Here is a 22,587-nt window from a genome sequence, read left to right as displayed (position 1 = left end):
TTCTGTCGTAAAAATAATATCGTCTCCTTAAATCAAATTTTTTTGATTAATTAACCAGCAAAAGGGTAAGCCCAAAGGCTTATGCCCTTTTTATTAATCGCGTCTGAATAGACAGCACAACTCTTCGGACAACAAGTGATTCACTTCTTCTTCATTTAGGGAATAGTAGCTCCAGGTTCCTCTTGTTTCTTTATTGATCAGGGAGGCATCCAGTAAAATCTTCAGGTGGTAGGAAAGTTTCGATTGAGGCAGAGCCATGGTGTCAGAAAGATCACAAACACACACTTCTTTTTGCTGAGTGATTTGATGCATGATCTGTAACCTGCGTTCATCAGCTAAGGCTTTAAATTTTTTCTGGTAGGTCTGAAAAGTTTTGGACAAGGACAAATCCTGAACGGGTATCTCTTTCATTTAATGATCCTCCTTAAATCAAGATTATTTGATTAACTACAATTGTAAGGTTTAATTTTCTGAAAAGCAAGTATTTAATCAAGTTTTTTTGATTTAACATTAAAAACATTTTCTCTTTATATAGAATTTACAATGGTGGATTACTGTATAAGTATATTCTTATATGCGAAACCTAAAGGAGGAACGGAAATGATTGATCTTCAACCATGTCAGGGTTATGGGACAGATCTTTTGCGATTGAGAGAATCTAAGTCAATGAGTAAGGAACAAGTGGCTTTTTTATTGGGAGAGGATGTGCGCTTCATGGAAAGGTTGGAAAGTGAGAAGATTTATCCTTCTTCATATCTTATGAATAAGCTTTCAGAAGTTTTTCAATTGGATATAAAGGTTGTCTCAGGAAGGATTTGGTGTAACTCCCCATCTGAATGTTCGAAGTGGATTTGACTTTTCTCTTGCATATATAAGCATATACTTATATTATGATGGAGGGTGAGGTGATTCTGATGGAAAAGACAATGATTGAGTTGGAACAGGCCGCGCAGACGCTGAAGCTCTGTGGAGATAAGACGCGGCTGACCATTCTTGGATTGTTGAAAGATAGTGAATGTTGTGTTTGTGAGTTTGTGGAAGTGTTGCAAATGAGTCAGCCTTCAATCAGTCAGCATCTGAGAAAACTGCGTGATGCTGGTCTTGTGAAAGAACAACGAAGAGGGCAGTGGATTTTCTATTCCTTGAACAGAGAACATGCGACATATCCCATCATCCAACAGGTGCTGGAACAAATTCCGGACCAAAAAGAGAAATTGACAGCATTGGAAGAAGCAGGTTTGCGGATTCAATGCGATAGTTAGGGGGATTGTTTTTTGAGTTTAGCACTAATTGCTACGATTATTTTTGTACTTACGCTCGTCTTTGTCATTTGGCAGCCAAAGAATCTTGGAATCGGCTGGTCCGCTTGTGCGGGTGCCATCCTCGCTTTGATTTTTGGTGTCGTTGATTTTCAAGATGTGCTCGCCGTTACAGACATCGTCTGGAACGCAACATTAGCGTTCATCGCAATTATCATTATTTCATTGATTCTAGATGAGATTGGTTTTTTCGAATGGGCAGCCCTTCACATGGCCCGTGTAGCTAAAGGTGATGGGAAGCGGATGTTCGTTTATGTGACCTTGCTGGGGGCTGTCGTTGCTGCACTATTCGCCAATGATGGAGCGGCATTGATTTTAACACCGATTGTTCTTGCGATGGTCAGGAATTTGAATTTCAAGGAAGCGATGATTCTTCCGTTCATTATGGCCAGTGGTTTCATTGCCGATACGACTTCCTTGCCGTTGATTGTCAGTAACCTCGTGAACATTGTCTCTGCAGACTTCTTCGATATTGGTTTTGTAGAGTATGCGTCACGGATGATCGTTCCGAACTTGTTTTCACTTGCTGCAAGTATTCTTGTCTTATTCTTATTTTTCCGTAAGAGTATTCCGGACAATTACGATTTATCTCAGTTGAAAAAGCCGAAGGATGCGATACAGGATCATAAGATGTTCCGCATGTCGTGGGGCGTTCTTGCTGTTCTGTTGATCGGATATTTTGCAAGTGAGCCTTTGGGGATTCCTGTTTCCATCATTGCCGGAATTGTCGCGATCTTTTTCCTATTGATGGCGAGAAGAAGCGCGGCTGTGCAGACAGGAAAAGTGGTCAAAGGAGCTCCATGGGCGATTGTCTTCTTCTCTGTCGGAATGTATGTCGTCGTATACGGACTTCGAAATGTCGGCTTGACCGATATCCTTGCGAATGTCATTCAGTACACGGCAGATCAAGGCTTGTTCACGGCAACCGTTTCAATGGGATTCATTGCAGCCATTCTTTCTTCCATCATGAATAACATGCCGACCGTAATGATTGATGCCCTTGCCATCGCTGATACAAATACGGCAGGGACAATGAGGGATGCCCTCATTTATGCCAATGTTATCGGATCAGACCTCGGGCCGAAGATTACACCAATTGGGTCTTTAGCGACATTGCTATGGCTCCACGTTTTATCCATGAAAGGCTTCAAAATTTCATGGGGATACTACTTTAAAGTGGGAATCATATTAACTGTGCCGACCTTATTCATTACACTCGTCGGGCTTTATCTATGGTTATTAATTTTATAATTTTTATGCAAAAAAGGAGAAATGCTACATGTCTAACAAACCAGTTATCTATTTTCTATGCACAGGAAACTCTTGTCGCAGCCAAATGGCGGAAGGGTTCGGAAAGAAATACTTGAGCGACAAATATGATGTCAAATCAGCGGGGATTGAAGCACATGGCTTGAACCCTAATGCGGTCAAAGCGATGAATGAAGTCGATGTGGATATTACGGATCAAACATCAGACATCATCGATCCGGATATCCTGAACAATGCTGAATATGCGATTACTCTTTGTGGAGATGCGAACGATAAGTGCCCAATGACTCCTCCACATGTTACTCGTTTCCACTGGGGATTCGATGATCCGGCCAAAGCGGAAGGAACGGAAGAAGAAAAATGGGCATTTTTCCAGCGTGTACGTGACGAAATCGAAGCACGTATCCAGAAGTTTGCTGAAACTGGAGAGTAAAACGAAAAAAGCCGAGATACAATCTCGGCCTTTTCTATAAGGATAAATTTAACAAAAGGAGAGGTTTTTAATGAAAAAGGTTGAAGTGTACGATCCAGCGATGTGCTGTTCTACTGGCGTTTGCGGTCCATCTGTCGATCCGGCGCTGACGAAAGTAGCGAAGCAGCTAGCGGTTCTTGAAGCGAACGGCGTAAAGGTAGAACGTTATAATCTTTCCAATGATACACAAGTTTTTGTTGAGAATGACAAGGTAAGTGCTCACCTTCAAAAAGAAGGCGAATTGGCTTTGCCTTTGACAATCGTTGATGGGGAGGTAAAGAAGACGAAAGCTTATCCTACTGAAGGTGAGTTCGCAGAGTGGTGTGGCGTAGAAGAAAGTTTATTGACAGAGAATAAGACAAAGGCAGACGCTCGTTTTACGATTTTGGATTAAGGAGTTTTTTACGTGGAATCTCTATATCAGCCGAATGTAATGGAATTTCCATATTTTCTGTTTTTCACTGGAAAAGGTGGAGTCGGAAAGACTTCTACGGCTTGTGCAACGGCGATCTCGTTAGCAGACAATGGGAAACGGGTATTGTTAATTAGTACCGACCCTGCTTCTAATCTGCAAGACATTTTTCAAGAGGAGTTTGGTCAGAATCACCGCTACTTGAGAGATGTTCCTCGTCTAGCTGTTGTGAACCTTGACCCGGAAGAAGCGGCAGCCAAACATCGGGAGGAAGCGATCGGCCCTTATCGAGGTAAACTTCCGGAAACAGTTCTACACTCCATCGAAGAACAAATGTCAGGGGCATGCACGACTGAAATTGCCGCTTTTGATTCGTTCACATCTTTCCTGTGTGATGATGAAGTGAAAAATGAATTTGACCATATCATCTTTGATACTGCGCCGACAGGACATACCTTACGTTTGCTGCAACTACCGAAAGCGTGGAGCGGCTTTATGGAAACCAATCCGGATGGAGCTTCCTGTCTCGGCCCATTATCCGCTCTTGCAGATAAGAAGGGCAGATATGAACAAGCGATGCGGACATTGTCAGATCAGGAGCAGACGTTACTTCTATTGGTGAGCCGTCCGGAAGAGACTGCATTTTATGAAGCGGACCGTTCCTCAAAAGAGCTTTTCAAAATAGGCATTCAAAATCAACGGCTTGTTGTAAACGGATTATATCAACCGGTAGATTCGGAAGACTCCATAGCCCAAGCCTTCCTCTTGAAGCAGGAGAACGCACTGGATACGATGTCAGATCATCTAAGAAACTTACGGTCCTATCATCTGCCTTTTGCGCCTTTATCATTGACGGGAGTGAATGATTTGAGGGCATGGATTGAGGGGAATGTGGTTGATCGTATGAATTTGGAAGATGATGTGACTGAAAGCTCGACGGATGTGTCAGGACTTTCCGATTTGGTGCAGGAATTTTCGAAAACAAAGCAGGGACTAATTTTTACGATGGGTAAAGGCGGGGTTGGTAAAACAACAACAGCTGCCTCTATGGCAGTGGAACTCGCTGAACAAGGATACAGGGTCCATTTGACGACCACAGACCCGGCGAATCACTTGAGTTCCCTTTTCGAAGATCAAATACATGAGAATCTGCGGGTATCCAATATCGATCCGAAAAAGGAAACGGATGCCTATAAGAAGATGGTTCTTGATCAGACGAGTCACGATTTAAATGAAGATGAACTAAACTACTTAAAAGAAGATCTTGATTCCCCATGTACGGAGGAAATCGCTGTATTCAGAGCCTTTGCAGATGTTGTGGAACATTCAGAAGAAGAGTATATCGTCATTGATACGGCTCCTACTGGGCATACCCTGCTTTTATTAGATGCTGCTCAATCTTATCATCGTGAAATAGAGAGAACGACTGGTCATGTACCGGAGTCAGTCAGAAACCTTTTACCGAAATTGAGAGATGAAACATACACCCATGTAGTCATCGTCTCTTTAGCGGAAGCGACGCCTGTGTATGAAGCAGAACGTTTAGAAGCAGACTTAAAGCGGGCAGGTCTCCATCCGAAGTGGTGGGTGATCAATCAGACGTTTTCAGGTGTATCCCTCACGGATCCTGTTTTGAAAGCGAAAGCGCATATGGAAGAAAAGTGGGTGATGCATACGGTTGAGCACGTATCCAAAGTAGCTAGAATCCCGTGGCAGGAGAGGATATTCCTAGAGGGGCAGACAACTTAAAGGAGGATTCACTATGGCTTATAAATCGATCATCTTAGGCACAGGGCCTGCAGGGTTAACGGCGGCCGTTTATTTAGCAAGAGCAGATATGGAACCGCTCGTCATCGAGGGGCCGGAACCAGGCGGGCAATTGACCCTAACCACGGAAGTTGAAAATTTCCCAGGATTCCCTGATGGCATCATGGGGCCGGAACTCATGGATAACATGAAAAAGCAGGCGGAACGCTTTGGTGCGACTTTCAAGCGTGGATGGGTGACCGATGTAGAGGTGGGAGAACGTCCATTCAAGCTTCAAGTTGATGGCTTAGGTGAAGTGGAGACGGAAACATTAATCATATCTACAGGCGCCTCTGCAAAAATGCTCGGTATTCCAGGTGAAAAAGAAAACTTAGGAAAAGGTGTCAGCACATGTGCGACTTGTGATGGCTTCTTTTTCCGAGGAAAGAAAGTCGTCATCATCGGTGGAGGGGACTCTGCGATGGAAGAGGCGACGTTCCTTACGAAATTTGCGAGCGAAGTCCAAGTGATCCACCGTCGTCATGAGCTCCGTGCTTCGAAAATCATGCAGACACGAGCGCAGGAGAATGATAAAGTGACGTGGGCGCTGAACAAAACACCGGTCGAAATGGTGTCCGATGGCATGAAGATCAGTGGCATCAAGGTTCGTGACAACGAGTCTGGAGAAGAGGAAGTCATTGAAACGGATGGGATATTTGTTGCGATCGGTCACAACCCGAACACGAATTTTGTGAAAGGGAAACTGGATATGGATGATAAAGGTTATATCCTCGTTGATCCCGGTACGACCAACACGAATATTCCAGGCATTTTCGCGTGTGGCGATGTGCAGGACCAGAAATACCGCCAAGCAATTACAGCGGCAGGCACGGGCTGTATGGCGGCAATGGATACGGAGCGTTTCCTTGAAGGTGAAGCGACGATTGACTGGAGCGAAAACTTATCCTAATGACCTGAGTGAGCATCGATCTGTTTTACAGATCGATGCTTTTTTTTGTACCAGAAATACGTTACGTCACTTTGAACGGGCGTTAGGGAACTTTCCCACGGCGTTAAGTCACTTTTAATAGAATGAGGTCACTTTCAAAAAGAGAACGGGCACTTTGCACTTCAGTTAGGTTACATTGATGGATTTACCAAATAATGGTGTACCAGGTCATACAGATAATGGAAAATCATCCACCTGAATCTTAGTGTATATTTTTTGAAAATTAATTCTATACTTGTTGAATTTAAAATTCTATAAGTGTAGAATATTTGCAAGAGGTGATGAAATGGAAGTATTTTCTATGAGTTCGAGAAAAAGAGAGACGTATCAAGTGGAAGTGAAGCATTCTCTTCTGTGGGAAGCGGCACTGGGGATCGCTGCCATTACGAACGACCGGCTGCTGAAGACGCTGGACTATACAGAAAAACAATGGCAGACAATCAAAAAATCGTTGTCCACGGAAATGCTGGCTCATTTAGAAGCGGTCCAGGAAAAGAATACATGGAAAACGATCTTGCTGTTGCTTCATGAGAAGGATATGTGTTCTGTTGAGGAGTTCAATGATTTTGTAGATCAATTAGATGAAGAAGAGTTGCGTTATAATGCTATTCCTTATTTAGGGAAAAAACATCAAGAAGATCGGAGGCTTGCTTCTCAAGGAGATGAGGAGGCTGTGGCGCGGCTTCAAGATGTATCTAAAGACAGTGCGTTCTTTCCACGTTACATTGCCTACATTAGTCAGGTGGATGCGCATCACTTAAAAAGTCATATCCAAGAGGTGATGGCCGGCTGGTATGAAGCGGTTATTCAGCCGGATGAGGCGATGTTCAAAGGAATTCTGGAACGAGATGCTTTTTCCAAGAAGAAGCGGATTGAAAAACTGGAGGCGGAGGATTTTGTGGAGTGGGCGACACATGGAATCCGTTACATGCCGGAGCCTAGTGTCTATAAAGTCATCATGATCCCCCAATTTATTTATCGTCCGTGGAATGTGGAAGCCGATATTGAAGGGGCGAAAATCTTCTACTACCCTGTAGCCAATGAAAGTATCCAGCCGAATGACCCGTATGTTCCGGATCAAATGCTCGTTCAGAAATTCAAGGCGCTTGGAGATGAGAATCGTTTGCGTATGCTCAAGATTTTGATGGGGGGAGGGCGCACCCTGAAAGAGATGACCGAGGAGATCGGTATGGGTAAAACGACTGTCTACCATCATTTGAAGCTGTTGAAATCCGCACGGCTCATCGTCGCTTATGGTCCACGGTATCATGTCAGCCCACGGGCGTGGGAAATGCTGCCAAAAGAATTGGAGTTATTCTTGGGAGAGGAAAAATGAATGATGCGGAAGTATGGCAGACCGAGGAGAAACCGTCGTTCAAGTCGAACCACCAGGCCTTCCGTTTCATTGGAGGAAATCTAGTATCCTTTTTCGGGGATCAAATCTATTTGATTGCTCTTCCTTTGATGGTACTGGCTCTTACCGGTTCACCGCTCAGTATGGGAATTGTCGCTGCTGTTGAGCGGGTGCCTGTTTTATTACAACCGCTCGCAGGGGTGCTTGCTGACCGGTTGGATCGGAAGCGGATTCTATTGTTTTGTGATTTTTTCCGTTTTCTTTTGCTGGGGAGCATTGGGGTGTTGTTTTTTTATGAAATGATTACCATCTATTATCTCTACGCGGCAGCTTTCGTTATTGGTGTGCTTGGACAGCTTTATCAAACCTCTCAGTTTGCATCGATTCCGAAACTCGTAAGAAAGCAGGATCTTGATCTTGTGAATGCATGGAACACAGGGATGTTTCATACGGCTGTCTTTCTTGCCCCAGGGCTTGGCGGTTGGATTGTGGCCATTTATAATCCTGGAGTTGGCATGATCCTAAATAGTTTTTCATTCTTCATCGGCTTTCTAGTCGTTTGGAGTTTGCGGTTGGAAAGTGAGCAGAAGCAAGGGGAAAAGCGTTCGTTTACTCAGGACATGAGCGAAGGATTCCGCTTTGTGATCCATCAGAAACCTCTACTCTATACAAATATCGCCATGTTCTTTTCTGTATTTGGCACGACTCTTTTTTTGACGATGTTGATTGTTCATTTAAAAGCTGAGATTGGTTTTTCGGGGGTCTCGATCGGTTGGCTTCTTTCCGCTGGCGGGTTAGGTGCTATTGGGGGAGCGGTGCTTTCTCCTGTTATGAGGAGCAGGGTTGCTTATCGTACACTATTGTTTGGGTGTGGCGCTCTCGGAGGCCTTTCCATCTTCCTGTTCAGTTTCTATCAATCTTTTATTGCTCTCGCACTTTTGAACGCTGTTGGGACGATTTGTGCTTCCATAAGCAGTCCGTGTATTGTAACGTTAAGACAAAAGCTGACGCCGGAGCATTTACTTGGAAGGGTGCAGGCGACGAGCCGGTTCATGACGTGGGCGATGATGCCGGTGGGTGCGTTGGTCGCTGGGATCATCGGTGAATACATAAGTACATCCATGACCATTGCTATTGGAGGGAGTGTCTCCACCATCGCTTCTTTCATTTACTTACACCCTTCATTGAAAAAGATAGATGGAGAGGGATAAAAATGGACTACGTACAAAAAATGAGAAGAATGATTGGTACACAGCCGCTTGTCGTTGCAGGTTCCACGGTTCTTGTTGAGAATGAGCAGGGAGAGATGTTATTCCAGTATCGAATGGATACGAAAGAATGGGGGCTTCCTGGTGGGGCGATGGAGCCTGGGGAGAGACTCGAGCAGACGGCGGTCAGGGAGCTGAAAGAAGAAACGGGACTTGGGGCTGGAGACGTGCGGCAAGTTGCCACGTTTTCGGGGGAAGACTTTTTTTACAGGTACCCGAATGGGGATGAGGTCTATAATGTCATTGCTTGTTTTATAGCTTCCGAGATTCGTGGAGATCTCAGCTTAGACCATGAAGAAACGTCGGATTTGAGGTATTTCAGCCTTGATTCCCTCCCTGAGAACATGGACATGAGGGCACGAATCATTCTGGAAAAGGTGAGCGGATGAAGGCTTTTGAGGCGGCAAAAGATGTGATCGCAGAGCGGTTTCCGGATTGTGATGCGTCTCTTCTTGCGGGGAGTGTCGTAAGGGAGGAGGCCACAAGCACATCCGATTTGGACATCGTGATTTTCGATTCGGAAGTAACGTCTTCTTTTCGTGAGTCTTTTTATGCGGGCCAATGGCCGGTCGAGGTTTTTGTACATAATTGGTCCTCCTATCGTGGGTTTTTCGATAGTGATTGTGAGCGGGGACAACCTTCTATGCCACGAATGGTGGCAGAGGGGAAGGTCCTTAAGTGGGATGAACGTTTGGAAGCTGTCAAACATGAAGCGGCTGGCTTACTGAAGAAGGGTCCACCCCTCTGGTCAGAGGAAACCCTCTTGCTTAAGCGGTATTTCCTTACGGATGCATTGGACGATTTCGTTGGTTGTACAGAACGGGGGGAAGCTCTTTTCATTGCAGCGAAACTAGTAGAGCAGACGAGTGAGTTTTATTTGCGAGCGAATGGACAGTGGAGCGGCTCATCGAAATGGATCGCTCGGTCACTGCGAAACTATGATGCTGCCTTTGCAGAACGGTTGATTCAGTGCTTTGACCATTTTTACAAAAGTGGGGAGAGGAAAGGCGTCGTTGAATTAGTGGATGAGGTGTTGAATCCATACGGAGGCCGGTTGTTCGAAGGGTTTTCAATCGGAAAATCGAAAAGGAGGTAGACCTGTGAAGAGAATCATGGTGCTTGGTGTTTCGGCAGGTGTAGGCAAATCGACATTTGCAAAGAAACTAGGGGAGAAGCTCGATATCGACGTGTATCATCTGGATCGTTTTTATTGGGAGCCGGGCTGGCAGGAATCGACACTGGAGGATTTCTCAGAGAGGCAGAGAAACGTTGTAGGAAAAGACCAATGGATTATTGAAGGGAATTATAGAAATACGTATGAGATACGCGCGGAGAAGGCTGATACGATCATCTACTTGGAATTGCCTTTAACGACCTGTCTATTTCGGGTCTTGAAGCGCTGGTGGACCCACCGGGGGAGCACACGCCCGGACCTCGGGGAAGGGTGCAGTGAAAGAATGGAAGCAGACTTTTTAAAATTTATCGTGACGACCTATCGAAAACGGAAAAAGAACATGCAGGAAAGACTCCTATCGTTTCAAGAAATCGGCCGTGAAAAGCAGGTCATTCAATTAAGGTCCAAAAAAGATATACAGAAGTTTCTTGATCACATTTCATAGATGCGCGGTTCCCGAATAGACTGGAGGACGGAATCATTACATAAAAGAAGCGCTCCAATTCAACAATTGGAGCGCTTCTTGTTTCTATTAGGAAGCCTTTTCCTCTTGCTCTCTTTCTTCTGGCATGAGAAGTGGCTGAGGCTGACATTTTTTCTTCGTCAATTCGGATACAACGAAGATCATAATGAACGCAGCGATACAAGCAAGTGTACGGAACGGGAACAGGACGATTCCGTCAGGGTTGATCATTGGATACGGCAGGAACGCCGGTAGTCCCATTGCTGGTTCTCCGCCTCCTAAACGAAGGAATAACGCCACAGAGAATCCGGCGATGGATCCGTAGAGGTTCGCATTTTTATAAAACAATGCCATCGTGAGCTGTGGGAAAAGAATCGTGTACACAAGATCGGATGCTAAATACCACAGCGTATAAACACTTTTGACGTTCAATGCAATGATCATAGCTCCGACACCGACGATGATGATCGTGCGCTTGATCACTTTTTTCAATTGCTCAGAGCTTGCGTTCGGTTTAAGCAATGGACGATACACATTCCAGGATGCCATGGAAGAGGCAGAAAGAATGGAAGAGTCCATGGAGGACATGACCGCCGCTGCGAGCGCTCCGAGTCCAATCGCGGATACGAGTTCAGGGGTCAAATACCTCAGGATGTGCGGAAGAATAACCGCTGGGTTTTCAGGAGTTGGAAGTCCCATACTTGCCCAGTCCATATTCACGCCTACAATTCCAATCAGAACGGCAGGGATGGCTGCAATGATGCAGATGACTCCTGCTGTGATGGATAACCACATCGCGGTTTTTTCATTTTTGGCGGAAAGGACACGTTGGAAATATACTTGCCAAGCAATACCACCAAAGATGAGAAGAAGGGCATAGTCAATCCAGTTCCAGAACCAGTTGCCCCAGGCAGGATCCTGCCACCCGTTCAGTGGAGGAAACAGATTGGCGTAAGAGCCGAATTCTACTGAATAATTACTCCACGCGTTTTCAAGACCACCAACATGACCTAAAGTGAAGGGCACCACTAAAATGAGTCCGATTAATAGGATGGCCATTTGGAAAACGTCCGTATAGGCGACCGCCCACATGCCTCCGGCTACGGTATAGGCGATGGCGATAATTCCTGAAAGGATGATGGATGTAGTAAAGTCAATGTTCAGGATGGTTCCGAATGTTGTACCGAGTGCCGTAAGAATTGCAGCACTCCAGAACATTTCCCCTAGCAGAGCGGGAATGTAAAGGACGCCGGCCATTTTTTTACCAAAACGTTGTTCCAGGGGATCGATGATCGTGAGGAATTCATAGCGGCGCATTTTACGGGCATAGAAAATACCACCAATAATTAGACTTAATGCGTATCCCCACGGGGCTTGAGCCCATACGAGACCATCGCTGTATGTGAATTCTGCCGTACCATTCACATAACCACCACCAACCCATGTAGCAGCCATAGTGAACATTGCGATTCCAAGTGGTAAACTGCGGTTTGCGACCATCATGTCTGCTAAAGTTCCGGATTTATTTGTAGCGAAGACGGCACCGATGTAATAGACGAGGGCATAGAAAACAATCATGGCGATAAATCCGCCCCATTGAATGTTTTCATTTGTGAAGGCCATGTAGAGGACGAAAACACCTAGAAGTGTCCCGAGCATGATAGCGGCTTTGTTCTTAGCGAAAAAAGATGTTTGTTGATTCGATTGCAATGACATCACTCCTTTTTATATTATCTGAATATTCTGTAAATTATAAAGTCCACACGTCTCCCTTGAATAACAGATGAAACGTTATTCAGAGAGGCGGTATCTTAATTTTCTTGGTCGACAGGAAGAAATTCGAAAATTTCCCCACTCTCAATAGAGTCAACGAGCTTCTGTAACCAATGGTAATATGGAATGGACGCTTCCAACTGCTGATAGACTTGCTGCGCTTCGTGCTTAATCTTTTCGTCAACTTCGGAATCCTCTATAAGCTTATTCAATTCCTTCTGGGCTTGCTTAACTGTGTCCAAGTTGATTTTAGCTTCTCTTATCCACATCTTCGTGAAAAAATTGGAGAAGAATTTAAAGAAGTCCTTTTCAGCTACAAAAGTCTGTCGGCGCGTTCCCTTTCGAAACGTTTGCTTCACAATGTTGTAATTTTGAAGCTTCTTCACTCCTGTACTCATGCTCGGCTTGCTCATTCCTAGTTTTTCACGCATTTCATCCAGCGTCATATCTTCTTCAAAGTACATCGTCCCATATAAAGTCCCTGCACTTCGGGTCACTCCATACAAATCCATCGTTTCCGCAATGGAATCGATCACAAGTCCTTTCGCGTGCTCAATGGTCTGTCGGGAGCCTTCTTCATGATGATTTGTCATTAAAAACCTCCTCACAGGCGTAAAAGCAATTAACTTTATTAAATTTTTTCTTTACAGACTTTATCTTAACGAATAAAAATCGCTTGTCAAAATCCATTTTAGAAAAAAATCGCCTTAAACCCTATCATCTCATAGGTTATAGCCGATTTAAAAAAATTTTCACTTTGACAAGCTTCCAAAGGCTTGTTAACGTTAAAAGTATTCAAAAAGTTAAATTTTTTATTAACAAAATTAACAATGTCGGAGAAGAAATGATTCAGGGGATGGAATCCGTCACTTCTTAATCGGAAAGAATATCATTGGGTGGTAAATGATTCGAAACTGCTGCCGTGACCTCTTTGCATGAAGCATTGAATTCAGTCGCTTCTGTCATGGGTAGGATAACTGATGAAAATTATGATGACGTGGAAGAGATGAAAGAACGAAGGAAACCTTTGGGGAGAGGTCTCAAACGTTTCCCAATGGACTACCTGAGTATCACTTATATCGTTCTAGAAGGCATGTTCTCTGTCTTGACGTTTGGAATATTTAAAGTAAAGAGGAGGCCGTTTTGTTTGCTCACTCTACTATATATGATCTGGCTGGTTCTCACCGGTCAGGCAACCGCGAAAAAACAAAATTTGTAGCAGGAAAGATTCGTTTCGGAAGTTATTGCATACGACTTTTATATACAAGAACCCTGAGAGTTTTTGGGGAAAGAAGAACGAAGACATTACACACGAGTTACAGGACAGTGAATAAGCGCTAGAAGACATTGGACCAAAGATACAGGACATTAACCCGACGTTAAAGCAGCGGGAACTTTTTATGATTGGAATAATACTCATGCTGAATAACAAGCCCTTTTATTTGTACAGGACTTGTTTCCTTATACAAAACCACTGGCTAACCCAGGGTTCGTTTCATGAGATATGACTGTAGATAAGACGGCAACATCAACAGTAAACAAACTGTACAAACGCTGCTTCAACATTATAATGCTCTCATGTAAGCCTTCAGGAAATGAATCCTGTGGGTTTTTTTTCATTTCATTAATTCCCTGAGACTTGCGTAAAACGTGCTTCTCCTTTCTTCGGTAGAGTCGAAGGGCACAAATTTATAAACTCTTGATTCTGAAAAAAGCAGGGGATCACGAATGGTTTTTCATACCTATTACAATGTCTTCAACTTTACATAGAGGGAAATGATATAGAAAAGATCCCTTTAATCAGTGTCCATAGGGTAACGTATGATAGCTGTTTATTAAGGAGACGATGATATAGAATTGTCATAGAATCATCAGTTTTATTTTTAGCAATGATCCGCTTCATGAATTATAATAATGGTAATGTGAATTTTTTCACAAAATGGCATATAAGGAGTTTTATATAAATGAAGCACCTCAGCAGACTAGCTTTCTCAGATCGAAGAGTTTTCATGCTGTTGGTCCTCACTTCCGTGTTGATTGGTGCCACGATTATTGGTCAATCTTATTTTTTCGTTGCGATCGTCGACCGGATCTTCCTTGGTGAGGGACGTTTTCAGGATATCCTTCCACTTCTCGCGGGATTGCTTTTGGTGCTCGCTGGACGGACGCTGTTTACATGGCTGAACGGCCGGACAGGCATTAAGCTTGCATCCAAAGCAAAACGTTATTTCCGTCAGTCCATAATTGAGAAATACGCGCGAAATCCCGTTCAAGCCTCTTTACAAGGACAATCGGGAAGGAAAGTCAGTGTGCTGATGGATTCCGTGGACGAGATTGATGGGTATTTCAGCAGTTATGTTCCACAAATGATCCAGACGATGATTATCCCGCTGATGATTCTTGTCGTTGTGTTTACCCAGCATCTCTACTCAGGGCTGATCATGATTATTACAGCTCCGTTTATCCCGTTATTTATGGCCATCATCGGTGTTATGACAAAAAAGAAATCAGAAGAGCAGATGGAGAAGTTGAATACATTCTCCGGAAAGTTTCTTGATACGCTTCAAGGCTTAACAACTTTAAAACTTTTTGGACGTTCCAAGCAGCAAAAGGAAGAGATTGAATCGAGCAGTCTCGGTTTCCGTGATGCAACGATGGAAGTCTTGAAAGTCGCCTTTGTCTCATCCTTGATGCTTGAGTTCATTTCCATGCTCAGCATCGGGCTGATTGCATTGGAAATTTCGATTCGGCTCGTTGTATATGAGAGTGTTTCCTTTTTTACCGCCTTTTTCATTCTCATTCTTGCCCCTGAATTTTATTTGACGCTTAAAGACTTCGGGAGTGCTTTTCATACAGGGAGAGGCGCAACAGGTGCTGCCAACCTGTTGGCGGAAGAGCTTGAAAAAGAAGAACAACACATTCAGTGGGGAAGTGGAAAGCTTGAAGGTGAACAGCCTCCTGAGATCAAGCTCGATCAAATGAGTTTTCATTATGAGGAAGGGTTTGCGATGGAAGGGTTGACGGCAGCCATCCATCCCTATCACCAGGTAGCCATCGTTGGTAAAAGTGGTGCGGGAAAATCGACGTTCCTGCATCTTTTAGCCGGCCTGACTAAACCGTCCTCTGGAACGATCAAAGTTAATGATCGCTCCCTTTTTGACTATGAAGAAAAAGAATGGTTTTCTCAGGTCAGCTACATCTCTCAGCACCCGTATTTATTTTCAGGAACGATTGCTGAAAACATTGCGATTGGCGGCAGAGGAAATCATTCTAAGGAAGAAATCCGACAGGCCGCTGAGAAAGCAGGCATCGCCGAGTTGATCACCTCATTGGAAAAAGGGTACGACACCCCGGTCGGTGAAGCGGGACGCGGACTTTCAGGAGGAGAGAAGCAACGCCTCGCTCTTGCGCGTACATTTTTGAAGAAACCTTCTGTCATCCTGTTTGATGAACCGACGACAGGTCTGGATCTGAAAACGGAGCGGGTGTTGCAAGCCTCCATGGAAGAGCTTGCGAAAACAGCGACGATCATCACCGTTGCCCATCGTTTGCATACAATCAAAAAGGCCGATCAAATACTGCTGCTCGATCGCGGTCATCTTATAGGAAAAGGTACGCACGAAGAACTGCTGGAAACGGTGAAGGAGTATAGGGAAATGGTGACCGTCCAGCAAGGAGGGAACTCCGCATGAAGGAAGTGAAGGAAGTCATCCGGTTAGTCGTATTGGAAAAAAGGGATATCGTGCTTTCGATCGTCTTCGGTTTTCTTGCTGGTATGTCAGCGGTCGGGCTGTTTGGCGCCAGTGGCTATTTAATATCGAGGGCGGCACTCATCCCGCCGTTGTATGCCTTGACGGTGCTTATCGCTTTTTTAAAGCTGTTCGGGTTTGCGAGGGCGCTCGGCCGTTATGCGGAAAGGTATTTTTCCCACAGGGCGACCTTTACGATTTTAAGTAACTTACGGCTTACTTTTTACAAAAAATTAGAACCGCATGCACCGAGGATTTTTCAGAAATACCGGAGTGGGGATTTGCTATCACGAATCGTCGGTGACGTGGAGAGTCTGCAAAACTTCTTTTTGCGTGTGTATTATCCACCGGTGGTCCTTGTCATCATCTTCTTAGGGACAGTCGTTTTCGCATCCATCTTCTCTATTTCCATAGCCATCGTTCTTCTCTTGGGTCTTGTCGTTACGGGGCTATTGATTCCAGCCTGGTACACCGTTAAACAGAGGAAACTAGCCAGCCGTGTAAGAGAGGCGCGCGGAGAGTTATCGACCGAAGCTGCGGAATGGCTGTACGGCTTCCGTGACCTTAAAATCTATCAGCAGCTTGAAGACAAAAAAGAAATGCTTCAGCAGTCTTCCGATGATTATATTCGAGAGAGTGAGCGTGACAGTCGTCAGATGCTTTCCAGTCATTCCTGGAACACGTTTGCGACACTCCTCGTCTCATGGATCGTCACAGGCCTTGGTGCTTTTCTTGTGGCTGAAGGAGATCTGAACGGGCTGTTTCTAGCGATGCTGGTGATGATTTCGTTGACAGTCTTTGAAAATGCAGCACCGATGGCTGTTCTGCCAAGTCACCTTGATGATAGCAAACGGGCATCGAAGCGGCTTTTTTCCATTGTAGAGGAAGAAAATCGTGGAACAGAAACGTACAACCTTGATGGAAAGCCGGCTCCTAGTATGCAAGTATCTGATGTCAGTTACCGTTTTCCGGACGAGGAGAGAGAGGCACTTACAGGTGTCACCTTGTCCATACCGGCAGGCAGTAAAACAGCCATCGTCGGAGCAAGTGGATCCGGAAAATCAACACTTCTGCAGCTGTTCATGAAATTCCAAATCCCATCTACGGGTGAGCTGATGGTCAATGGTAAGGACATAACGGAAATATCAGAAGAGAGCATTTGGGAAAACAGCAACGTCGTCCTTCAGGAGAATCATTATTTTTACGGGAGCATACGTGAAAACCTCCAGCTTGCCGGGGAAGACCTCTCAGATGAAGAGATGAAGCTCGTGCTGGAAGAGGTTGGATTGGAATTTGACCTGGACCAACCGGTTTTCGAAAAAGGGGAGAACCTTTCGGGGGGAGAGCGTCAGCGCTTGTCCATAGCAAGAGCTTTTCTGAAAGGAAAGCGTCTCTGGTTGCTCGATGAACCGACATCCTCTGTCGATGCTCTCACCGAACGGATGATTTTCAATCATCTGTATGAACGTGCGTCTCAGGATACCGTCGTCCTCATCAGCCACCGTTTGAGCGGCCTCGAAAAGATGGACCAAATCATCGTCATGGCTGAAGGGAAAGTCGCAGAAGCAGGTTCTTATGACGAACTCATGCAAAAACAAGGACACTTCTACGAAATGAAACAAATTGAAAAAAACATTTTCAGCACATAAAAAATGCCGTACCGGATATTCCATAATATGGATGACCTGGTACGGTAATTTATTCCATGTAATTGAGATAAGTGTACATCCGGTTTCGTAGGTTGTGATAATCCCTTAATAGTAGTAAGGGTAGCCGTACGGATATTGGTAGTAATAGGGGTACGGATTTGCCAAGTATGGGAACAGCGCTAATGTAGCAAGACCAGCTAGTGGCAATACTTGGCGACGGAAGCGGCGAGCACGACGGCGGCCATATCCGTACTGGCGTTGGTCATCCATTGCGTTCCCGTCCTCGTCGAGCATCACATCTTCACTGACTAAGATCGTCATCTTATCATGATTCACATCAGTGATGACTCCATCAAAGCTGCGTCCATCCTTCGTTTGGACCATGACATGGTAGTACTTCATTTTATTGCACTGCTCATAGGAAGGCTGCGTATGACCTTGTTGCTGCATCTTTCGGTCTTCTGTCATTTTAACCAACTCCTCAGAATCCATGATATTCACCCAGCCCAAAAGTGTGACAATCCATCTCTTTTGATTTATTAAGCTTGCAGGATTATTGAAGACTTGATTTCAAGATGTTTGTGAGATTCTAGGGGCTACGGGAAAAGGTTCGCTTTCCATGGGGCGGGCGCTGAGCCTCCTCAGGCTACGCCTTCCGGGGTCTCAGCTGTCCCGCACAGCCCATAGGAGTCTCACCGTTTCCCTCCGCCCCTTTACCATATGAGGTTCTCGAAATCTCCTTTATAGTCCCTGCCTAGTTTTGTTGTGAAATCTTGCTTAAATCCCATGGTTATAGGATTCGTAACCATAAAAGCTCTAGTTGTTGGAAGGTAGTTTCGAGACTCCTGCGGGAAAAAAGTGCTTGGTGAGACCCCGTAGAGCGGAGCTTGAGGAGGCTCAAGGAGATGAGGAAGTTCGATTAAGTTCGGCACGTCCTGTGCCAACATAGAACGACCCCACCTCTTGTGGGGCCCCGCGGAAAGCGAGCTATTCCCCGTAGCCCCTATCCACTCCAAAAGTATCGAAACTGAGTCTTCAAGAAAAGAAAGCATTTATGAATCAACAAGAAGGAACATGCAGATTAAAGAAAGCGTTATCATTATTTGTTAAATTCTAGTACACTAGAGATAATTCATAAGGTGAGGTGAAGGAATTGAAGAAGAGAGCGCCGATGGATTTAGGTAATGATGTGTTTTTGATTGATGGCTATGATATGGGGTTTAAAGGACGGACAGGTACATATGTTTTGTTAGGGGATGACATTACTCTCGTGGAGACAGGCCCGAGCCCTTCTGTGCCGAGAGTGCTGGCTGGTTTGGAAGAGTTGGAGATTCCGAAAGAAAAAGTAGCGTACGTGGTTTTGACGCATATCCATTTGGATCATGCAGGTGGAGCGGGGCTGCTTTTGCAAGAATGCCCGAACGCACAGGTCATCGTCCATGAAAAAGGGAAGCGTCATCTTGCAGATCCCTCGCGCTTGATAAAAGGAGCAAAAGCGGTTTATGGAGAGGCGTTTAATGAATTGTTTGACCCGATTCTTCCTATCCCGGAAGAAAGGTTACAAACAAAGGCAGATGGCGAGACGCTTACGCTTTCAAAGAACCGCAAACTTACTTTTCACGATACTCCCGGACATGCGAAGCACCATCTTGGCATTTATGATTCACTGAGTAACGGGATTTTCACAGGAGATACGGCAGGGATTCGATATCATCAGACCGAAGATCATGGACTAACTTTTTATTTACCAACGACTTCACCGAATCAGTTCGATCCGGACGCGATGCTCGATTGCATCAGTCGTTTTCGCGATATGAATCCTTCTTGTATCTATTTCGGACATTTTGGGAAGACAGAAGATCCTGATCAAACGTTTGACCAAGTCAGTAGTTGGATTCCTGTTTTTGTGAGTGAAGCGAAGGATGCTTTAGAGCAAGGACAAGGGTTGGAGGGTGTTCAACAGCGGCTTCATGATCGTGTATCGTCCTATTTAGAGGATAAAGGAATTCCGCACAATCATGAGGTCTATGATATTCTGAAACTGGATATAGACGTTTGTTCCATGGGCCTTGCCGACTACCTGAAGAAGAAAAGCAGAACGTAATTGTTCTGCTTTTTCTCGTGATTGCACATATAATTGAAACATAACGCTGTATTCGATCGTATGGAATATGGAGAAAGAAGGGGGATACATAATGATTGGAATAGTAATGACAACGGTATTATCTTTTCTACTATTTTTGGCGTTGTCGATCATCGTCTATGTGAAAAATCGAATGAGAAGAAAGAAAATCATGAAAACGACAGTGGGAGTCCTGGTTTTCGGTATCATCGTCATGTTTTTTATCGTTTATGCGTTCATGCCGACGATTACGGTGCCGAATATGCTGATTCTCAATGTGATCGTCGCTGTTCTTTTTGTTCCGTTAGTGTACGGAGGAGCCAAAGTGCCGGTGCAATATCAAACGATGCATCGCTCATTGTCAGGGATCGTTATTTTAGGCGTAGCGGTCGCGGTCATTGGTGTTTTCATTTACAGCATTCTAGCTTTGCAGGACAGCTACGACAGCATTTCGAAATCAGAGGAAGAGGAAGCCCGTCCTTTGAATGAGGAGAACACACCGATATCTGTCGCGCCTGAGTCAGCAAGGAACAAAGTGCAAAAAGCGATGAGTGTGGTTCCGAACACACAATTCTATGATTTAGGAAAACTGCAGGCCCAGCAGATTGATGGCGAAATCGCTTATGTGGCGCCTGTAGAATTTTCGAGCTTCTGGCGTTATTTACGAGGAAAAGAGACGGAAGGGTACTTTACGATTACGGCTACGAATATCAACGCACAGCCGGAGTTCGTTCAGAGCAAAATGAGGTACACGAACTCAAGCTTTTTCAATCATAATGTTCAGCGTGTTGTTTATGGGAAGCATCCGGATTATATCCAAAGTGGAGACGCGCAGATTGAGGTGGATGATGAAGGGAAACCGTGGTATGTTCAAACGATTTATAAGCCGCTGCTGTTTTCCAACCGCCCGGACATGAATAATATCAGAGTGGCCATTGTGGATCCGGTTTCAGGGGGCGTCGAAACCTACGATTCTGCCAATGCACCTGATTTCGTTGAAGGTTCGGTCAGTTCTGAGCTTGCAGCGATTGAAAACGAGTACTTCGGTAAATATGTGAATGGATGGTTGAATTCCCTCTTCGGGAAAAAAGATGTAAAGATTCCGAACGAGTCGGGAACGGAGAGCAGTGTTACACCAATTTTCAACGAAGCGGGTGAAATGTTCTACTTCACAGATATGGCTTCACCGAAAGAAAATATTGATTCTGCCCTTGGTTATACGTTGATCAACGCCCGGACAGGGGCTCTCACCTATTACAACGGTCAGCAGAATCAAGGAATCATGGACAGTAAAGGAGCTGTGCAGATCGTCAATAAACAGTATCCTGAGAAGAACTGGACAGGAACGATGCCGGTTCTTTATAACGTGGATGGTCATCCGACATGGATCGTAAACGTTCTTGATCCAAATGGGTTGTTCAAGCAATATGCCTATATTAAGGCAGCAGATTCGGACTTTGCTGTTTTTGGTGATACAGCCAAGCAGACGTTGAACGCGTATCGTCTGCAAATTGCCCAGGACCCTAGCAGTGTAGAAGGAAGCCAGGGTGTCGACTTGACGGAGAAGTCAGGAACGATTAACCGTGTGCTTGTCACTTCTACAGATTCCAGGCAGTCTGTTCAATTTTTATTAGAAGGGGAAACGACCATTTATACGGTCAACACAAGCAAAGCCCCTCTCTCCATTTTCCTGAAAGAAGGGGATCAAGTGGATATGCAGGCACGCATCCGCGATAATGGCACAGCGACAGTAGAAGAAATGAAAATCCAAGGCGTCAATTGATGAGAAGCAGCAGGGCACCCGCTCCTGCTGCTTTTTTGTTATGATAAAATATATATAGAAATTTAAGTTGGAGGGATTTTTTATGGCAGAAAAAACATTTGCAACAGCAATCAATTGTATGGATGGACGTGTACAACTTCCCGTCATCCACTGGATGCAGGAACGTTACGGGACCGAATACATTGACATGATTACAGAGGCAGGACCGACCAAATTCTTATTAGAAGGATCCGAAGACCAGCTGGCCGCTGTCAAAACGAAAATTGATATATCCGTAGACAAGCACGGATCAGGCGTCGTTGCCATTGTCGGCCACTACAATTGTGCCGGTAATCCTGTCGATCGCGATGAAAAAGCAGGTCAAATTAAAGAATCAGTAGATCTTGTGAAATCATGGGGCTTCAATGTAGACGTCATCGGATTATATGTGAACGATCAGTGGGAAGTAGAAGTGATCACAGGATAAGAGGGTTTTTCTTCCTTATGGCGAATAGTTCTTAGTAGAACATTCGTGAAGGAGTGGCGGTATGGAGCAAGCGAGCTGGTTTGATTTCGTTGAAAAAGAGCGGGATCCGGTTTATGAAGAACTGCAGAATTTAACGAAGGAGAACCCGAGCATACGCATCGCCTCCTATACCATCACGTTGAATCCTTTTGCTCTTATTGAAATTGAAAGTGACGGCATTCATTATTGCGTCAGCGACATCGAATCCTGTTACACCTATTTATGTAACCTAAGTAAATAACCTTAAACTCAAACCCCGGAGCCCAAACTCCGGGGTTTATCTGTGCCCCTTCTTTCACTAAAGCTCGCTTCTCTTGAAGACTCAGTTTCGAGACTTTTGTTGAGTGGATATGGGGCTGCGGGGAATGACTCGCTTTCCGTGGGAGCGCGGTGAGCCTCCTCGAGCTTCGCTCTGCGGGGTCTCACCATGCACTTTTTTCCATCTTAGTTATCCGGTTCCGGCGCCTAGCGGCTAGTGAGACTTCCTTCGCTTCTGTACGATAAGTCAACATCGAATCAC

21 protein-coding genes are annotated in these 22,587 nt (G+C 44.9%); 17 read left to right on the top strand and 4 right to left on the bottom strand.

What is annotated here, in order from left to right; all coding sequences use genetic code 11:
- Nucleotides 1-93: 93 nt before the first annotated feature.
- Nucleotides 94-411 (bottom strand): ArsR/SmtB family transcription factor, encoded by a 318-nt coding sequence (locus DYE48_RS19265; protein ID WP_115824983.1) that lies wholly within the window; start codon nt 409-411, stop codon nt 94-96.
- 503 nt (nt 412-914) lie between these two features.
- Between DYE48_RS19265 and DYE48_RS19255 the strand changes: the two genes are divergently transcribed.
- From DYE48_RS19255 to DYE48_RS19205, 11 genes are all read left to right on the top strand, one after another.
- Nucleotides 915-1,262 carry an ArsR/SmtB family transcription factor gene (locus tag DYE48_RS19255; RefSeq protein WP_208639671.1) on the top strand — a complete coding sequence of 116 codons (348 nt, stop codon included), beginning with the start codon at nt 915-917 and terminating at the stop codon, nt 1,260-1,262.
- 12 nt (nt 1,263-1,274) lie between these two features.
- The gene (locus DYE48_RS19250) at nt 1,275-2,570 is read left to right on the top strand and encodes an arsenic transporter (protein WP_115824981.1); all 1,296 of its coding nucleotides are present in this window, start codon (nt 1,275-1,277) and stop codon (nt 2,568-2,570) included.
- 28 nt (nt 2,571-2,598) lie between these two features.
- The gene (gene arsC / locus DYE48_RS19245) at nt 2,599-3,021 is read left to right on the top strand and encodes an arsenate reductase (thioredoxin) (RefSeq protein ID WP_115824980.1); all 423 of its coding nucleotides are present in this window, start codon (nt 2,599-2,601) and stop codon (nt 3,019-3,021) included.
- A gap of 70 nt (nt 3,022-3,091) precedes the next feature.
- The gene (gene arsD / locus DYE48_RS19240; RefSeq protein ID WP_115824979.1) at nt 3,092-3,454 is read left to right on the top strand and encodes an arsenite efflux transporter metallochaperone ArsD; all 363 of its coding nucleotides are present in this window, start codon (nt 3,092-3,094) and stop codon (nt 3,452-3,454) included.
- 39 nt (nt 3,455-3,493) lie between these two features.
- On the top strand, nt 3,494-5,221 hold the full coding sequence (gene arsA / locus DYE48_RS19235) for an arsenical pump-driving ATPase (RefSeq protein ID WP_115824996.1): 1,728 nt from the start codon (nt 3,494-3,496) through the stop codon (nt 5,219-5,221).
- 13 nt (nt 5,222-5,234) lie between these two features.
- Entirely contained in the window at nt 5,235-6,188 is a 954-nt protein-coding gene (trxB, locus tag DYE48_RS19230) for a thioredoxin-disulfide reductase (RefSeq protein ID WP_115824978.1), read from the top strand.
- A gap of 325 nt (nt 6,189-6,513) precedes the next feature.
- On the top strand, nt 6,514-7,563 hold the full coding sequence (locus DYE48_RS19225) for an ArsR/SmtB family transcription factor (RefSeq protein WP_115824977.1): 1,050 nt from the start codon (nt 6,514-6,516) through the stop codon (nt 7,561-7,563).
- Nucleotides 7,560-8,792: an MFS transporter gene (locus DYE48_RS19220; protein ID WP_115824976.1), complete on the top strand. Its 1,233-nt coding sequence runs from the start codon at nt 7,560-7,562 to the stop codon at nt 8,790-8,792. The genes DYE48_RS19225 and DYE48_RS19220 overlap by 4 nt, the downstream gene beginning before the upstream one ends.
- A gap of 2 nt (nt 8,793-8,794) precedes the next feature.
- Nucleotides 8,795-9,238: an NUDIX hydrolase gene (locus DYE48_RS19215; RefSeq protein ID WP_115824975.1), complete on the top strand. Its 444-nt coding sequence runs from the start codon at nt 8,795-8,797 to the stop codon at nt 9,236-9,238.
- Nucleotides 9,235-9,945 carry a nucleotidyltransferase domain-containing protein gene (locus tag DYE48_RS19210; RefSeq protein ID WP_115824974.1) on the top strand — a complete coding sequence of 237 codons (711 nt, stop codon included), beginning with the start codon at nt 9,235-9,237 and terminating at the stop codon, nt 9,943-9,945. Before DYE48_RS19215 ends, DYE48_RS19210 begins: the two co-directional genes overlap by 4 nt.
- Nucleotides 9,946-9,949: 4 nt before the next feature.
- Nucleotides 9,950-10,468 (top strand): P-loop NTPase family protein, encoded by a 519-nt coding sequence (locus DYE48_RS19205; RefSeq protein ID WP_115824973.1) that lies wholly within the window; start codon nt 9,950-9,952, stop codon nt 10,466-10,468.
- Nucleotides 10,469-10,555: 87 nt separating this feature from the next.
- Here the strand turns inward: DYE48_RS19205 and DYE48_RS19200 are convergent, their stop codons facing one another.
- Both DYE48_RS19200 and cudC read right to left on the bottom strand, forming a co-directional pair.
- Nucleotides 10,556-12,145 carry a high affinity choline transporter 1 gene (locus DYE48_RS19200; protein ID WP_089652947.1) on the bottom strand — a complete coding sequence of 530 codons (1,590 nt, stop codon included), beginning with the start codon at nt 12,143-12,145 and terminating at the stop codon, nt 10,556-10,558.
- 152 nt (nt 12,146-12,297) lie between these two features.
- A complete protein-coding gene (gene cudC / locus DYE48_RS19195; protein WP_115824972.1) occupies nt 12,298-12,852 on the bottom strand; it encodes a choline uptake/conversion transcriptional regulator CudC in 555 nt (184 codons plus the stop codon).
- Between the two features lie 1,371 nt (nt 12,853-14,223).
- Here cudC and cydD point away from each other — a divergent pair.
- A complete protein-coding gene (gene cydD / locus DYE48_RS19185) occupies nt 14,224-15,951 on the top strand; it encodes a thiol reductant ABC exporter subunit CydD (protein ID WP_115824970.1) in 1,728 nt (575 codons plus the stop codon).
- On the top strand, nt 15,948-17,657 hold the full coding sequence (cydC, locus tag DYE48_RS19180; protein ID WP_115824969.1) for a thiol reductant ABC exporter subunit CydC: 1,710 nt from the start codon (nt 15,948-15,950) through the stop codon (nt 17,655-17,657). The genes cydD and cydC overlap by 4 nt, the downstream gene beginning before the upstream one ends.
- 105 nt (nt 17,658-17,762) lie before the next feature.
- Here the strand turns inward: cydC and DYE48_RS19175 are convergent, their stop codons facing one another.
- Complete coding sequence (locus tag DYE48_RS19175; protein WP_244199484.1) at nt 17,763-18,125, bottom strand: hypothetical protein; 363 nt, start codon at nt 18,123-18,125, stop codon at nt 17,763-17,765.
- Nucleotides 18,126-18,828: 703 nt separating this feature from the next.
- Between DYE48_RS19175 and DYE48_RS19165 the strand changes: the two genes are divergently transcribed.
- The 4 genes from DYE48_RS19165 (at nt 18,829) to DYE48_RS19150 (ending at nt 22,308) form a co-directional block, all read left to right on the top strand.
- Nucleotides 18,829-19,761, top strand: coding sequence for an MBL fold metallo-hydrolase (locus tag DYE48_RS19165; protein ID WP_115824967.1), 933 nt, complete (start codon nt 18,829-18,831; stop codon nt 19,759-19,761).
- A 91-nt stretch (nt 19,762-19,852) separates the two neighbouring features.
- Nucleotides 19,853-21,562 carry an AI-2E family transporter gene (locus DYE48_RS19160; RefSeq protein ID WP_115824966.1) on the top strand — a complete coding sequence of 570 codons (1,710 nt, stop codon included), beginning with the start codon at nt 19,853-19,855 and terminating at the stop codon, nt 21,560-21,562.
- Nucleotides 21,563-21,644: 82 nt separating this feature from the next.
- Complete coding sequence (locus DYE48_RS19155) at nt 21,645-22,028, top strand: carbonic anhydrase (protein ID WP_115824965.1); 384 nt, start codon at nt 21,645-21,647, stop codon at nt 22,026-22,028.
- Nucleotides 22,029-22,089: 61 nt separating this feature from the next.
- The gene (locus tag DYE48_RS19150; RefSeq protein ID WP_115824964.1) at nt 22,090-22,308 is read left to right on the top strand and encodes a hypothetical protein; all 219 of its coding nucleotides are present in this window, start codon (nt 22,090-22,092) and stop codon (nt 22,306-22,308) included.
- Nucleotides 22,309-22,587: the final 279 nt, after the last annotated feature.

This window comes from Halobacillus trueperi (genome assembly GCF_003386945.1).
GTDB classification, from domain to species: Bacteria; Bacillota; Bacilli; order Bacillales; family Halobacillaceae; genus Halobacillus; species Halobacillus aidingensis.
This window is presented reverse-complemented; position numbering and strand designations above follow the sequence as displayed.

Excerpts from the sequence above, each read along its gene's own strand:
- DYE48_RS19265 (WP_115824983.1), bottom strand. The coding sequence starts at position 411 with ATGAAAGAGATACCCGTTCAGGATTTGTCCTTGTCCAAAACTTTTCAG.
- DYE48_RS19255 (WP_208639671.1), top strand. The coding sequence starts at position 915 with ATGGAAAAGACAATGATTGAGTTGGAACAGGCCGCGCAGACGCTGAAG.
- arsC (WP_115824980.1), top strand. The coding sequence starts at position 2,599 with ATGTCTAACAAACCAGTTATCTATTTTCTATGCACAGGAAACTCTTGT.
- arsD (WP_115824979.1), top strand. The coding sequence starts at position 3,092 with ATGAAAAAGGTTGAAGTGTACGATCCAGCGATGTGCTGTTCTACTGGC.
- arsA (WP_115824996.1), top strand. The coding sequence starts at position 3,494 with ATGGAATTTCCATATTTTCTGTTTTTCACTGGAAAAGGTGGAGTCGGA.
- trxB (WP_115824978.1), top strand. The coding sequence starts at position 5,235 with ATGGCTTATAAATCGATCATCTTAGGCACAGGGCCTGCAGGGTTAACG.
- DYE48_RS19225 (WP_115824977.1), top strand. The coding sequence starts at position 6,514 with ATGGAAGTATTTTCTATGAGTTCGAGAAAAAGAGAGACGTATCAAGTG.
- DYE48_RS19220 (WP_115824976.1), top strand. The coding sequence starts at position 7,560 with ATGAATGATGCGGAAGTATGGCAGACCGAGGAGAAACCGTCGTTCAAG.
- DYE48_RS19215 (WP_115824975.1), top strand. The coding sequence starts at position 8,795 with ATGGACTACGTACAAAAAATGAGAAGAATGATTGGTACACAGCCGCTT.
- DYE48_RS19210 (WP_115824974.1), top strand. The coding sequence starts at position 9,235 with ATGAAGGCTTTTGAGGCGGCAAAAGATGTGATCGCAGAGCGGTTTCCG.
- DYE48_RS19200 (WP_089652947.1), bottom strand. The coding sequence starts at position 12,145 with ATGCTCGGGACACTTCTAGGTGTTTTCGTCCTCTACATGGCCTTCACA.
- cudC (WP_115824972.1), bottom strand. The coding sequence starts at position 12,852 with ATGACAAATCATCATGAAGAAGGCTCCCGACAGACCATTGAGCACGCG.
- cydD (WP_115824970.1), top strand. The coding sequence starts at position 14,224 with ATGAAGCACCTCAGCAGACTAGCTTTCTCAGATCGAAGAGTTTTCATG.
- cydC (WP_115824969.1), top strand. The coding sequence starts at position 15,948 with ATGAAGGAAGTGAAGGAAGTCATCCGGTTAGTCGTATTGGAAAAAAGG.
- DYE48_RS19175 (WP_244199484.1), bottom strand. The coding sequence starts at position 18,125 with ATGACAGAAGACCGAAAGATGCAGCAACAAGGTCATACGCAGCCTTCC.
- DYE48_RS19165 (WP_115824967.1), top strand. The coding sequence starts at position 18,829 with ATGGATTTAGGTAATGATGTGTTTTTGATTGATGGCTATGATATGGGG.
- DYE48_RS19160 (WP_115824966.1), top strand. The coding sequence starts at position 19,853 with ATGATTGGAATAGTAATGACAACGGTATTATCTTTTCTACTATTTTTG.
- DYE48_RS19155 (WP_115824965.1), top strand. The coding sequence starts at position 21,645 with ATGGCAGAAAAAACATTTGCAACAGCAATCAATTGTATGGATGGACGT.
- DYE48_RS19150 (WP_115824964.1), top strand. The coding sequence starts at position 22,090 with ATGGAGCAAGCGAGCTGGTTTGATTTCGTTGAAAAAGAGCGGGATCCG.